This is a genomic window from Natrialbaceae archaeon AArc-T1-2 (assembly GCF_030273315.1).
GTDB lineage: Archaea > Halobacteriota > Halobacteria > Halobacteriales > Natrialbaceae > Tc-Br11-E2g1.
Map to the genome: position 1 here is coordinate 1,001,673 of NZ_CP127174.1, position 13,109 is coordinate 1,014,781.

Genomic DNA, 13,109 nt, shown 5'->3' on the forward strand with positions numbered 1-13,109 from the left:
ATAGACGGACGGTCATCGGGAACGAACTTATGGATTTCGTTATTCCACAGAGATAGAAGCTGTCACTGGAGTCTCATAGTGGCAGTCACAACGTGTCGGAAAGTGTCATCGACGGTAGAGAGCGTTATACCGGGGAGAAATCCCGCGGAATTTATACGTGGTGAACGCTTACCGACGCCCATGACAGACTTCGGACTGAAAGTTCGAATGTTCGTCGTCGGCTCGATCCTGGCGGCACTGTATCTCTTCGTCGGGATCGTTGGCCTGACGATCCTTGGCACGGGCGCATGGCCGATCGTCCTGTTGTTGCTCGTTACGTTCCCGGTCATCCAGTACAAGATCGGGACCTGGGCCGCGACCAGAGGAGCCGAGAAGATGCCCGAGAGCGGCCAGTACGCGGACATCCATCGGATGACCGAATCGCTAAGCCGTGACATGGGGATCGACAAGCCCAAGCTGATGATCCAGGAGATGGGCGTCCCTAACGCCTTTGCGACCGGCCGCAAGGGCAACGGCGTCGTCGTCGTCAGCGAGGAACTCATCCGGCTGCTCGACCGTGACGAACTCGAGGGCGTCGTCGCCCACGAACTCGCCCACATCAAGAACCGCGACGTCCTGATGATGACGATCGGGAGTTCGATCGGGATGATGGTCGGCTACGCCGTTTACTTCGTCTACGTCTTCGCCGGCGAGGACAACCCCGGCGGCTTCATCGTGGGCTGGGTGCTCTCGATGGTCGCCCAGATGCTGGTGACGGTGCTGGTGATGGCGATCTCGCGGTACCGCGAGTACGTCGCCGACGACGACGCACGCCAGTACATCGGCAGCGGCGAACCCCTCGCCCGAGCACTCGAGAAGATCTCGAAGGGTGCACAGAACCGCGAGTCGACCATCGATGACAGCCAGGCCGCACTCTGTATCTTCAACTCAGAGCGCGGTCTGCTCCAGACGGTGTTTGCGACCCACCCACCGATGGAAAAGCGTATCGAGAAACTCCGCTACTGATACGGACCGTTGTACGTCTGTCCCGGTACAACCGCAGAATGGTCGCGGTTGCGCCGGTACACCGTTACAGCAATCCGTCTGAACCAACCGCCGTTTCTTCCGATCCATCCTCGAGTTCGTCCGATCGCATCCTCGAGTTCGTCCGATCGCATCCTCGTGAGCGGACGTCTCGAGGGAAGCGGTTTTGGGCGTCGCCGGCGCATCTTCGAGCATGACGGACATCCACCCGGGCCAGCGCGTCGCCATGCTGGTCGACGCCCAGAACCTCTATCACACGGCCCAGAGCCTTCACAGTCGTAACATCGATTACTCCTCGCTGCTCGAGAAAGGCGTCCAGGACCGCCAACTCACGCGCGCGATCGCGTACGTCATCCGCGCAGACTCACCCGAAGAGGAGAGTTTCTTCGAGGCACTGACCGACATCGGCTTCGAGACGAAGATCAAAGACATCAGGCGCTTCGCCGACGGGACGAAAAAGGCAGACTGGGACGTCGGTATGAGTCTGGACGCGGTGACGCTCGCGAACCACGTCGACACGATCGTCCTCTGTACGGGCGACGGAGACTTCTCGCGGTTGTGCTCGCACCTGCGTCACGAAGGCGTCCGCGTCGAGGTGATGGCCTTCGAGTCCTCGACCGCCGACGACCTCATCGCAGAGGCCGACACGTTCATCGACCTCGAGGACCGAACTGAAACGTTCCTGCTTTAGTCGATCGCGCCGTCCCGGACGGTTCCGACGAGGAACGCCCCGCCGGCGACAACGAGCGTCGCCAGCGCGAGTATCGAGACGTGAAGCGTCGAGTCGAGCACCGTCGGGCTGGCGAACGTTACCGCACCGACGGCGACGAGGACGAGGCCGAGACCGACCTGCGTGAGGTCCATATAGTCGTTATCTAGCGAGCACTAACCTAAAATATTACTTATCGTCGTTAACGTTGCTATGCCATTACGTACCATTCCTCGGAGTCTATCGCCGTGCCGCCGGCATCGCTCGTCTTCGAAGGGCTTTCGCCCCGTCGCACCGAACCGACGACGATGACCGAGCCAGTCGACGGACAGACGTCGCTGCCGTCGCTTCGAACGATCGCGGACTACCAGTTCGGGGCCGGCGCTGGCGAGACGCTGTTTCCACGCGGGGAGTCACCGACGATAAAGCGAACCTCCTCCGGCCGACCCCAGCAGGTCCACGTCGACGGGGACCGTCTCGTCTCCTTCGGCACCGACGGTCGGTTCACCCTCGGCCTCGAGGGCGGGCGACGGCTCGTGACGGCGCTCGAGTATCCCGCCTACCGCGTGGTCGTCGACGACGAGAGCGAGCCGTTCGTCCGCGACGGGAAAAACGTCTTCGCGAAGTTCGTCTGCGAGGTCGGCCCCGAGGTCCGGCCGGGCGACGAGGTGCTCGTCGTCCACGAACGCGGCGCGTTGCTGGCGGTCGGTCGCGCCGAGCTCGGAGCCGAGGCGATCGCTGACTTCGAGACCGGGATGGCCGTACACGTCCGCGAGAGTGCACCCGCGCGGGAGTAGTTATTCCTCGGGCGTCTCGTACTCGTCGTAGATTCGATCCATCCTGGCGGCCATGATGAAGTCCGTCTCGTGGAGGCCGTCGATCTTGTGAGTCCACATCTCGACGACGACCTCGCCCCACGAGAGGTGCAGATCGGGATGGTGCCACTCGTCTTCTGCCAGCTCGCCGACCTCGTAGGTGAACTCCAAGGCGTCCCGGAAGTCCTCGAACGCGTAGGTTCCCTCGAGGTGATGGTCGTCGACGATTTCCCAGACGTCGGTCTCGATCTCGTCGTACAGCTCCGTCAGCGCCGAGCCCGAAAGCGGCTCGTCGTCGCTCGTACAGGCCGTACACTCTCTGTCCGCGAGTTTGGTTTCTGTCATGTCGTCTCGACTCTTGGATACGTGGCGTGAAAACGCTTACACCGGTCCGCTACGCGAGGTCGCCGGTTACTTCCTCGCGTAAGGCCCCCATCTCGACGACGCGCTCGGCGTGAGCGTTGTGCTGGTGGATCGACTCGTCGTTCGACTGTTTCATCGTGATCACGGCGTCGTCTGGCAGCTCGTCGAACTCGGCGACGACGCCCTCTGCCATCGAGCGCACGCAGTCTTCGACGAACTTCGCGTCGTCGTGGGCGTCGAAGGTCATGTGATCTTCGTCTGGCCGTTTCGCGAGGTTGTAGATTCGGGCGCTCATCGCGTCGCGGGCGACGTCGATGATATCGTTCAAATCGACGTCGGGGTCGCCCGCAGATTCGACGGTCAGGGTGGCGTGGCCGCGCTGGGAGTGGCCTGGCTGTGGGACGTCCTCGAGGAACTCGCTGATCTTCTCCTCGGGAACGTCGAGCTCCTCGAGTTTCCCTTTCGCTCGTGCGACGGACATCCCCTGCGAGCAGGGACAGACGGTCATCCCGGTGGCGCGAGCGCCGATCTCCTCGCGGGTGCCTTCCTCGGTCGCCGTCGCCGAGGCGATGAGATCGACGCTGTACTGGGTTTCCCGATCCGTTTCGGGCGTGCGCTCGCGCCGGACGAACTCGGCTTCCATCGCCACCTCCGCACGCGTGGTGTAGTCGTGTTTCTCGAGCAGTCGTTCGGCGGCATCGCCACAGACGTCCTCGACCCGGTAGGCTTCCTCGCGGGTCGCCTCCTCTAAGATCTCGTCGATGACCTCCATGTTGCGGCTCATGTCCGCCCCCTTTCGCCAGGAGGGCAGATCGACGAACACCTCGAACTCGGCCATCAACACGATGGGGCGTTTCTCCTCGCGGGCGATTTTGACGAGCTTTTCGACGCCGGTGACGCCGACCTGGCTCAACCCGACGGTGACGTCGGGTGCGGTCGCCTGCACGTCCGGCAGTTGCTGACTCATTGTCTGACACTCGGGCGAGCGCGCGATTAGGGCTTTCGAATGGAGTACTTCCAACCGACCACGCGCCGGGTCTCCGTTACGTGTCTCTGGTGACACGGTGAAGCTACGAAGGGATTTTCGGATCGTATCCGTCTCCGCTTTAAGTGCCTCTGGTCACAAGGTAGAGCTACGAAGGGATTTTCGCCGTACTCGTCGATCGTACTGCAGAGCCGTGCTATCGTCTCTCGCGTTCGGGTGACGGGTTTATCCGTCTCTACGTATGACCACCACTGTATGAGTGGTGACGGCGCTGCTCCAGGAGCGAAGTCACGACGGCCGTCCGACGAGAGGCGTCGCCTCGAGACGCGTCCTGGGGCAGGGTCGCTCTCTCGCGTGGCTGCCCAACGCGATGCGACGGTTCGCCGGTGGGGCGTCGTCACGCCGAGTGCGACGGTCATCGGCCGGGCGGACACACCGGAGAACGACCTCTCCGAGAACGTCAGACGATTGCACGACGAACAGCACGCGGCGACGGCCGGTCACGGCGCACGCGCACATCGTCTCGACCGGCTGCGAACGACCCAGGCGATGTGCAACGCGTTGGAGCTTACGCCCTGGCAGCGAGACGTCACACTCGGGATCATGGACGAGATCGACCTCACCGAGTTCGGTAGCCAGCGGGCGATCCCGAAGGTCGCGCTCGTGGTGATTCGCCACGTCGTCGACGTCGACCGGCGACGGTACTTCGGGCTGGACGACGTCGACGTCGGCGAGCTCTCGCCCGACCGGATGGACGAGCTGTTCGCCCGCTACCGGGCCCACGACGTCACCGACGACCCGACGTTCGAGCACCTCGCCGCCCAGCACGGCCTCGACATCACCTCCCTCAATCGTCTGCGCCGGGTGCTGAAAGCACAACTCGAGGGCGAGCCGTTGCCGGCGTACGGCCGGAATCCGAACCGCGATCCGAACCTGCCGGCGCTTACCGACGACGCTGATTCTCCGGCTGCGGACGAGAACGCACGCGAGTGAACCGGTGACCCGACCCTATCGGATCGTCACTCGAGTTTCTCGAGCGCCTCGAAGAAGTTCGTCCGCGGTCCGGCGATCGTCACGGGGTCGTCCGCGACTGTGACGGTGACGGTCGTCGGCACCTCGAGTGCCCGCCTGTTACGGCCGTCGCTGATCGCCCAGGCGGTCTCGGCACCGGCCACTCGAAGTTCGATCTCGCTGTCGTCGTCGATCACGAGCGGCGGCATCGCGTCCTCGGCGCACATCTGTGTCACCACGAGCGCGTCAGCGGCCGGGTACACGAGCGGGCCGCCCTCGCTCAGGTTGTAGGCGGTCGAGCCGGTCGGCGTCGCGACGAGGATGCCGTCGGCGTGACTCCGGGCGTAGGACTCGCCGTCGACGCGGACGTCGATTTCTGCGCCCCCGCCGTGACCCCGTCGCGGTCCGTGGACGACGACCTCGTTGAGCGCCGGCTCGAGCTCCCAACCGTCACCACGGGCCGTGATCCGATCGACGGTCGTGGTCTCGAGTTCGCCTGTCGTCCGCAGCACGTCGACGAGCGACGTGACCGCGTCGACGGCCTCCTCCGGTGACACCGCGTTGAGAAACCCCACCTCGCCGAGGTTGACGCCGACGAGCGGTGCGTCGCCGGCTTCGCGTGCGACGAAGAGGAAAGTGCCGTCGCCGCCGATGCTCACGACCAGATCGGCCGTCTTCATCGCTGCGACCGGCGCGCTCGAGGCGTCGATCGCGGCTCCGGTTTCGTCGTCGACCGTGACGGTCACCTCGTCCGTCGAGAGCGCCTCGAGGAGGGTCGCGGCCAACTCCTGTGCACGTTCGGTGTCACGCTTGGCGACGATTCCGACCTCTACACCCATCGTCGGTCGATACCGCCTCGCGGGCAAAAAACCCCCCGTCGGCGTGGCTGTAAGGCAACGGTAACACGAAGGTAGGACCCCGTTTGCCATCCATACTTTTCCGAGCGTTCGTCGTCGATGGGCCATGGCAGAGCGAACGCACTCGAGCGAGACGATGACGCGTTCGGAACTGGCAACGTATCTCTCGGCGCTGGCGGCGGAGTTCGAAGCAGACGACGATGAGATCGCCGTCGAGGTCGGGAACAAAAGCGTCACGCTCCATCCGCCAGAGAACGTCGAGTGCGACGTCGAGGTCGTCGAGCGGTCGTCGGTGCTTCGCGGGAGCCGGGAGACGGTCGACATCGAACTCAGCTGGAAGCCCTGATGATGAGGCCGTGACGGCTCGCGGACTCGAGGTGGCTGTCGTCGCCGGGTTCGTGACGCCCGACACTCGAGCGAGGCCGAGTCATCTAGAAGTTCTTTTCCTCGCTCGCACACGCTATTCGTATAGATGTACGATACGATCCTCTTCCCGACCGACGGCAGCGATCACGCGAGTCGGGTCGCAGACCACGCCATCGACGTCGCGAAGACGCGAGACGCGACGCTACACGTCTTCTCGGTCGTCGACGACCGGGCGTTTCTGACCCTCTCGGACGATCGTATCGAGGAGGTCAGAAGCGAACTCGAGGAGAACGCACTCGAAGCGATCGACGAGGCCGTCACGGCCGCGGAAGACGACGGCGTCGACACCGAATCCGACGTCGACGTCGGCAATCCGGCGGAGTGTATCGTCGACTACGTCGCGGACAACGACGTCGACCTCGTGGTGATGGGGACGAGCGGCGACGACTACGAGCGAACCGTCGTCGGCAGCGTCTCTCGACGCGTCGTCGAGGCCTCGCCTGCCCCCGTGTTGACCGTCGGACTCGACGCCTGACCGGATCAGTTCAGTGAGATGAGACTGACGACCGAGTCGAAACGCCAGCGCCGTATCCGCAACGCCTAGAGTGATGTGGTTGTCGTCCGTGATGACGACCGATGCGCCGTTCGATCGTCGTCGCGGCCGTCTTGATCGCCATCGCGTTCGTCCTCGTCGGTGGTCCGTCGCTTTTGCTGTCGTCGTCGACCAGCGACGTTGCACCCGACGACGAGGCGGATCCGGAACTGGTCTCGCTCGAGGGAGCCGACGGCGGCTTCTGGCCCTATCTCAACGCCCGCGAGCGCCACGAGAAGCGAAGCCCGGTAAACGTCATCGTTCGCGGCGACACCGACGAGGTCGTGCGACTGCTGTCCGAGGCCGAGGACACTGACTGGGAGGAGACGGACGACGACCACTTCGACGCGGACGAGCTGCTCGAGTCAGCCACTCCGAGTAACGACAGCGACGCCGAGGAGCTGCGACCGCTGTCGCCGACTGCGATTCCCTGGTCACAGGCCGACGGCGCGACCCGGTACGCCTACCTCGACCCCGGTCCCAGCGGGGAGTCGACCTGGACCACGGAGACGCTCCAGCTCGAGGACGGCGAGTACTACGGCTACCGCTACCACATCCGCCTCTACGAGAGTCCGAACGACGACCAGTGGATCGTCATGCAGACGCACTCGGAACACTTCGACTGGTTCACACTCAGACACCGCGTCGACGGCGTCGAGGCCGCCCAGGCGCGTATCGAGGCCGACCTGTTCGCGAATCCGGCGCTCGACCCTCACGAGGACGTTCAGCGGATCTACATCGGCAACGACGGCCCGGCAGACGCCGACGGCTGGGCGACGAAGGCGGATCTCCGGGCCGCGGCGATCGTCGCGGTCGCGATCGGACTCGCAGCCGGCCGTGACCTCCTCGAGCGGACCGGCGAACGGATCGAGAGCCGACTGACCGAGACCGATCGTAGACGTCTCGAGGCCGCTTCCGATCGTTTCGAGGCCCGACACCTGGTCCTCGCGGCGACGATCCTCGCGGTGATCCTCGGCGTTCGTATCGCCGGTGTCGCGCTGGACCGGACCGTCGACACATTGACGGTGCACATGATCGCGGGATTGCTCTATCCCCTCATCGCCGTTTTCCTCCCGGTCGCGACGTACGCGATCGCAAGCGGCCTCGAGCGTCGCCTCGACGCGGCGGTCGTCGCCACGACGTCGCTCGCCGTCGCGATCTGGCTCGATTACGCCTTACTCGGAGTCGACGTGTTGCCGATCGACGTGGTCGTCCAGCGGATGCTCGTCGTCGTCGCGCTCGGGCTGATCGCCGGCGGTGCCACGACACGCGCGACGCGGGCCGGGTGGCGAAACGACGTGTTGCTCGTCGGCGTCGTGACGTGGGTGCTGGTACTCGCCGGGACGCTGTTTGGCTACCTCTAGCGGCGCTTTTGTCCACTAGTTTTTAAATCGGACGTCGAAGATGTACAGTCCAATGCCGAAGAGGACGCCGACGGTGGCGACATCGCCGAGTGCGGCCGATCCGGTTGCGATCCAGCCGAACTGGGCGAGCCCACCGGCGACGAGGGCGACGCCGGCGGCCATCGTCGGTGACTGCTCGCTCGCGTGTCGAACGAGCATGCCACCCATCCCGACCGCGATACAGCCAAAGAAGGCGTGTGCGACCAGCTGGACGGTCTCGCTTCCCGTGAGAATGCCGTACAGTACGAGCGCGAAGTAGAGCACGATCGCACCGACGAGCCATTTCCGTACCGACCCAAACGCGTCGTCGAACTCTCCCATGGCGGGCCAACGACGTCTAGCCGTTAGTTTCCAGCGGTTCGGTCCACTCGAGGCCGAGTCCCTCGTGAACGACGAACTCGAGGGCGTTGATCAGATAGTGCGCGACGACCACGACCAGGAGACTGCCGGTGAGGATGAATACGGCCGCGAGGACGAATCCGAGCGTACCTGTCACGAGGATGCCGGCCGTCCCCTGCATTCCGTGTCCGAGCGCGAACACGACCGAGGAGCCGACGGCGAGCAGCCACGGCGAGAGATCGAAGCCGGCGGCGAGGACGCCGATCAGCGCCGCCCGAAAGAGCAGTTCCTCGAAGACGGCGATGATGGGCAACACGATCAGCAACAGCGCGAGCCACCCCCTAAGCGTGTCGGGAGCGAGCATCCGTCTGAGCTCCTCGTTGTGGTCGATTCCGGCCCGCTTCGCACCCGCCGCCCCGAGTTCGTTCGCGACGTAGAGGACGAGCCCGACGCCGACACCGAGTACGAGCCCGGAGACGAGATACTCGCGGGTGAACGTGAGTCCGAACGCCTCGGCCGGGATCGCCGTGTAGATCGCGGCGCCGATCAACACTCCCGCGAACAGTCCCTGTGAGATCGCGACGTTCGCGAGCAACTCGGCGGTCGACAGCGACTCCGGCGAGACGCGGGGATCGGGCGTCTGCTCGCGTTCGTCGACCGTACGCGGCGTCTCCTCGTCGGTGGGTGTCGGTGTCGTCTCGGTCCCGCCGGGATCGGTCGCTGACGGCGTCTCGCTCGCGTCGATCGTCGTCGTCTCGAGGTCTACGCGACTCGTCCCATCTCGCGTCGGGGTCGGCTCCTCGCGATCGCGCGAGGACGTCGACGGTGCTGACTCGGGATCGGCGAACGCCTGCTGTGTGAGGTGTGAGAGAACGAGTAACAGTACGAGGACGACGCCCGTCACGCCGGCGAACGTCGTCCATTGGGGCATCTATTGTGGACTCGGGCTCGAGCTGCCGGCGACCTGTTGTCCTTCGAACGCCGAGCCGGTGATCGACTTGAGCCGATCGACCAGCGAGTCCTTCTTCGGCTCGCCCATCAGGGCGACGTCTAGGACCTCGCTGATGTTCGAACAGGGGATGATCTCGACCATCTCGTCGTACTCGTCTTCGATCATCACGTCCTGTTCGTTCGCCTTGGGGATGATGACCTTCTCACAGCCGGCTTTCGCTGCGGCCTCGATCTTGTGAGTGACGCCGCCGACGGGGAGGACGTCGCCACGCACCGACAGCGAGCCGGTCATCGCGACCGACTGGTCGACGGGGATGTCCTCGAGCGCGGAGATGACGGCCGTCGCCACCGTGATGGAGGCGGAGTCGCCGTCGACGCCCTGCTGGCCCGCCTGGACGAACTGGATGTGGACGTCCTTCTCCGAGAGATTCACGTCGGAGAACTTCTTGATGATCGCCGAGACGTTTTGGACCGACTCCTCGGCCATCTCCTTGAGCTGGCCGGTCGCGATCACCTGGCCCTGTCCCTGGGCGGGCGCGATCTCGGCCATCACGGGGAGCATGATACCGGAGTCTTCGCCCATGACGGCGAGGCCGTTGACCCGGCCTTCGACGCCGTCTTCGGTGACCTGTAGCTCGTAGTCCTTGCGCCGATCGATGTAGTCGTCGGCGAGCTGTTGCTCGATCGAGCGCGAGCGACCCTTGGCCTCGAGGACGTGCTCACGGGTGGTGTACTCGACGTCCTGGGCGCGGGCGATGTCGCCGGCGACGCGGACGAGTCCACCGAGGTTCCGGAACTCGAGCGTGAGGTGTTCCTTGCGACCGGCACGGCGTTTGGCCTCGAGGATGAGCTCCTCGACGGCCTCGCGGTCGAAGTGAGGAAGCCGACCGTCGCGGTCGACCTCCTGGGCGATGAAGCGGGCGTACTTGCGACGCATCTCGGCAGTGTCCTCGATGGTGTCGTCCATATACACCTCGTAGCCGTATCCCTTGATACGGGAGCGCAGGGCGGGGTGCATGTTCTCCATCGCGTCTAAGTTCCCTGCGGCGATCATGACGAAGTCACAGGGGACGGGCTCGGTCTGGACCATCGCACCCGAAGAGCGCTCGGACTGGCCCGTAATCGAGAACTCGCCTTCCTGGATCGCCGTCATCAGCTTCTGTTGGGTCCGGACGTCGAGCGTGTTGATCTCGTCGACGAACAGCACGCCCTTGTTGGACTTGTGGATCGCGCCGGGTTCGACGCGGTCGTGACTCGGCGTCTCCATGCCGCCGGACTGGAATGGGTCGTGGCGGACGTCACCAAGCAGGGCACCGGCGTGGGCGCCGGTCGCGTCCTCGAACGGCGCGGTCCGCTGATCGCCGTTATCGACGATCATGTTCGGCACCATCGCGTCCGTTCCACGACTCGTATAGCGGAAGATGAGCCAGATGATACCCGCCGCAAGGATGCCAAGCAGGATGTTGGTCGTCAGGATCGCGTACCCGATGATGATCGCGATGATGATCCACATCAGGATCGAGCGCATCTGGTTGCGCTTTCGGGCTTCCTCCTTGTGTGCTTCGATGATCTGTTCGCCCTTGCCGGCGGGGACGGTCCGGACTTTCGGCTCGTTGCCGTCGTCGGGGTTGTGATAGACGAGAACGTCCTGGAGATCTTCCTGTGGCAACAGCTGGCTCATCGCTTTCGCCAGCATCGACTTGCCCGTCCCGGGCGAGCCGATCATCATCACGTGACGGCGCTGTTTGGCGGCTTTGATGATGATGTCGCGTGCTTCGTCCTGGCCGATGACCTGATCGACGAGCCGATCGGGGACTTCGATCTCGGCCGTCGAATCGATCTTGAGCCCGCCGAGCAGATCGTCTTCGGCGATGTCCTCGTCGATCTCGACCCCCGGATCGACCTCGACCGCGCTGCCGAGGTCTTCGACGGTCTCGATGTCGTCGTCCTCTTCGTCGCGACCGTCGTCCCAGTCCTCGGTCGGCTCGGGGTCCGACTCGAGGTCGCCGTCGCCTCCGGCGTCCTCGTCTCGACCGTCGTCGGGCACCGACCAGCTGTCTCCCTGCTGGTCGGACGGCTCCTCGTCCGGAGCCGTCCCGTCGGCCGCTTCGGGAGGGTCGTCAACGTTCGTGTCGTTACTCATAGAACTGTGTTCGGTACCAGAACCGAAGGGATTGCGACTGATATACTTTCTCCCTTCTCACAACCGCTACCTCTCTCGTCACGGGCCAACGCGAGTGAATTCGGTCATTTCGGTCGGAACTGTTGCTCGCCACGCTTAAGAGTACGAGGTGAGAAGACGTCGGCAATGACCCGAGGGTTTTACATCGGTCGATTCCAGCCGTTTCACAACGGTCATCGCCAGGTCGTCGAAGCGATCGCCGAAGACGTCGACGAACTCGTCGTCGGGATCGGCAGCGCCGGCGACTCTCACTCGGCACGGGACCCGTTCACCGCCGGCGAACGCATCATGATGATCACGAAGGCGCTCGTCGACTCCGAACTCGTGACGTACGTCGTCCCGATCGAGGACTTAGAGCGTCACTCGGTGTGGGTAAGCCACGTCCAGAGCATGAGCCCCGACTTCGACGTCGCCTACTCGAACAATCCGCTCGTCATCCAGCTCTTTCGAGAAGCCAGCGTCGAGGTCCGTCAGTCACCCATGTTCAACCGCGACGTTCTCGAGGGTGCCGAGATCCGACGGCGCATGATCGAAGGCGGCGAGTGGAAACACCTCGTCCCCGACGCCGTCGTCGAGGTCGTCGACGAGATCGACGGCCTCGAGCGACTCCGAATGATAAGCGAGACGGACGCCAACGGTAAGTGACCGAACCGTGATCACCCTCGCCTCGGACTTCGGCTCGCCGTATCCGGCGGCGATGAAAGGCGTCTTGCTCGAGCGTACCGACGCCAGGTTGGTCGACGTCGCCCACGACTTCCCCCGCCAGGACGTCCGCGCGGCGGCGTTCTGGCTCCGGGAGACGCTGCCGTACTTCCCGCCGGCGACGCACCTCGTCGTCGTCGACCCCGGCGTCGGCACCGACCGGGATGCACTCGTCGTTCGGGCCGGACAGTGTACTCTCGTCGGCCCCGACAACGGCGTCCTCCGTCCGGTCGCACGCGAACTCGCCGGAGACGGCGCTCTCGAGTACTTCCGAATCGACGACGATCACGACGACCTCGTACCGGTCCGTCTCGGAAACGCGACCGCAGCGAAGAGCACCACCTTCCACGGCCGGGACGTCTTCGCCCCTGCGGCCGCTATCGTCCACGAGACCGACCGCGAGAGCCTGGCGGCACGTGCCGTCCTCTCGCCGACCGACGACGTCGTCGACCTCGTGCTTCCCGAGGCGACCGTCGCCGACGATCGTGCGACCGGCGAGGTGCTCGTCGTCGACGACTTCGGCAACGTCGTCACGAACGTCCCCGGCACGTCCCTCGAGGGTCGCGACGCCGTCCGGGCGAACGACGAACGGGTTCCCGTCGAACGGACGTTCGCCGCCGTCGACCCCGGCGAGCGGCTGGCGACTGTCGGCAGCCACGGCTACGTCGAACTCGACGTCAATCGCGGTCGAGGCGAGGAAGCGTTCGGCCTCGAACCCGGCGACGTGGTCGTCCTCGAGCTCGAGTCCGAGTCCGGGTAGTAACACATGGGAACGGCGACGTTCGACGGCAGAACCAAGAAAAATGGGCCG

Annotated in this window: 16 protein-coding genes; 9 read left to right on the forward strand and 7 right to left on the reverse strand. The window is 64.5% G+C overall.

Features of this window, described 5'->3' with window-relative positions; translation table 11 throughout:
- The first annotated feature begins 180 nt into the window (after positions 1–180).
- Both QQ977_RS05090 and QQ977_RS05095 read left to right on the forward strand, forming a co-directional pair.
- A complete protein-coding gene (locus tag QQ977_RS05090; RefSeq protein WP_285927933.1) occupies positions 181–1,005 on the forward strand; it encodes a M48 family metallopeptidase in 825 nt (274 codons plus the stop codon).
- 211 nt (positions 1,006–1,216) lie between these two features.
- Complete coding sequence (locus QQ977_RS05095) at positions 1,217–1,714, forward strand: NYN domain-containing protein (RefSeq protein WP_285927934.1); 498 nt, start codon at positions 1,217–1,219, stop codon at positions 1,712–1,714.
- On the opposite strand, the gene QQ977_RS05100 is transcribed toward QQ977_RS05095, so the two are convergent.
- Positions 1,711–1,887: a hypothetical protein gene (locus tag QQ977_RS05100; RefSeq protein ID WP_285927935.1), complete on the reverse strand. Its 177-nt coding sequence runs from the start codon at positions 1,885–1,887 to the stop codon at positions 1,711–1,713. The two genes, QQ977_RS05095 and QQ977_RS05100, sit on opposite strands and share 4 nt — an antisense overlap.
- 153 nt (positions 1,888–2,040) lie before the next feature.
- On the opposite strand from QQ977_RS05100, the gene QQ977_RS05105 reads away from it, so the two are divergent.
- The gene (locus QQ977_RS05105; RefSeq protein WP_285927937.1) at positions 2,041–2,529 is read left to right on the forward strand and encodes a PUA domain-containing protein; all 489 of its coding nucleotides are present in this window, start codon (positions 2,041–2,043) and stop codon (positions 2,527–2,529) included.
- Here QQ977_RS05105 and QQ977_RS05110 read toward each other — a convergent pair whose 3' ends face one another.
- Together QQ977_RS05110 and mptA are read right to left on the reverse strand one after the other, a co-directional pair.
- A complete protein-coding gene (locus QQ977_RS05110) occupies positions 2,530–2,892 on the reverse strand; it encodes a 4a-hydroxytetrahydrobiopterin dehydratase (RefSeq protein ID WP_285927939.1) in 363 nt (120 codons plus the stop codon).
- 49 nt (positions 2,893–2,941) lie between these two features.
- Positions 2,942–3,877, reverse strand: coding sequence for a GTP cyclohydrolase MptA (gene mptA, locus QQ977_RS05115; RefSeq protein WP_285927940.1), 936 nt, complete (start codon positions 3,875–3,877; stop codon positions 2,942–2,944).
- Positions 3,878–4,150: 273 nt separating this feature from the next.
- On the opposite strand from mptA, the gene QQ977_RS05120 reads away from it, so the two are divergent.
- The gene (locus QQ977_RS05120) at positions 4,151–4,888 is read left to right on the forward strand and encodes a DNA-directed RNA polymerase subunit epsilon (RefSeq protein ID WP_285927942.1); all 738 of its coding nucleotides are present in this window, start codon (positions 4,151–4,153) and stop codon (positions 4,886–4,888) included.
- 26 nt (positions 4,889–4,914) lie between these two features.
- Here QQ977_RS05120 and QQ977_RS05125 read toward each other — a convergent pair whose 3' ends face one another.
- Positions 4,915–5,745, reverse strand: a complete 831-nt coding sequence (locus tag QQ977_RS05125) for an NAD(+)/NADH kinase (protein ID WP_285927943.1) — start codon at positions 5,743–5,745, stop codon at positions 4,915–4,917.
- A gap of 124 nt (positions 5,746–5,869) precedes the next feature.
- On the opposite strand from QQ977_RS05125, the gene QQ977_RS05130 reads away from it, so the two are divergent.
- From QQ977_RS05130 to QQ977_RS05140, 3 genes are all read left to right on the forward strand, one after another.
- Positions 5,870–6,109 (forward strand): amphi-Trp domain-containing protein, encoded by a 240-nt coding sequence (locus QQ977_RS05130; protein WP_285927944.1) that lies wholly within the window; start codon positions 5,870–5,872, stop codon positions 6,107–6,109.
- Between the two features lie 126 nt (positions 6,110–6,235).
- On the forward strand, positions 6,236–6,664 hold the full coding sequence (locus QQ977_RS05135; protein ID WP_285927945.1) for a universal stress protein: 429 nt from the start codon (positions 6,236–6,238) through the stop codon (positions 6,662–6,664).
- A gap of 101 nt (positions 6,665–6,765) precedes the next feature.
- On the forward strand, positions 6,766–8,085 hold the full coding sequence (locus tag QQ977_RS05140; RefSeq protein ID WP_285927946.1) for a hypothetical protein: 1,320 nt from the start codon (positions 6,766–6,768) through the stop codon (positions 8,083–8,085).
- A 15-nt stretch (positions 8,086–8,100) separates the two neighbouring features.
- Here QQ977_RS05140 and QQ977_RS05145 read toward each other — a convergent pair whose 3' ends face one another.
- Genes QQ977_RS05145 through lonB form a run of 3 tightly spaced genes read right to left on the reverse strand, consistent with a single transcriptional unit; the run spans position 8,101 to position 11,557 of the window.
- Positions 8,101–8,445 carry a hypothetical protein gene (locus QQ977_RS05145; RefSeq protein WP_285927947.1) on the reverse strand — a complete coding sequence of 115 codons (345 nt, stop codon included), beginning with the start codon at positions 8,443–8,445 and terminating at the stop codon, positions 8,101–8,103.
- A 16-nt stretch (positions 8,446–8,461) separates the two neighbouring features.
- Positions 8,462–9,394, reverse strand: a complete 933-nt coding sequence (locus tag QQ977_RS05150; RefSeq protein WP_285927948.1) for a CPBP family intramembrane glutamic endopeptidase — start codon at positions 9,392–9,394, stop codon at positions 8,462–8,464.
- Complete coding sequence (gene lonB / locus QQ977_RS05155) at positions 9,395–11,557, reverse strand: ATP-dependent protease LonB (protein ID WP_285927949.1); 2,163 nt, start codon at positions 11,555–11,557, stop codon at positions 9,395–9,397. It abuts the gene before it with no gap.
- Positions 11,558–11,722: 165 nt separating this feature from the next.
- On the opposite strand from lonB, the gene QQ977_RS05160 reads away from it, so the two are divergent.
- Positions 11,723–12,241, forward strand: coding sequence for a nicotinamide-nucleotide adenylyltransferase (locus QQ977_RS05160; protein ID WP_285927950.1), 519 nt, complete (start codon positions 11,723–11,725; stop codon positions 12,239–12,241).
- A gap of 7 nt (positions 12,242–12,248) precedes the next feature.
- Complete coding sequence (locus QQ977_RS05165) at positions 12,249–13,058, forward strand: SAM hydrolase/SAM-dependent halogenase family protein (RefSeq protein ID WP_285927951.1); 810 nt, start codon at positions 12,249–12,251, stop codon at positions 13,056–13,058.
- Positions 13,059–13,109: the final 51 nt, after the last annotated feature.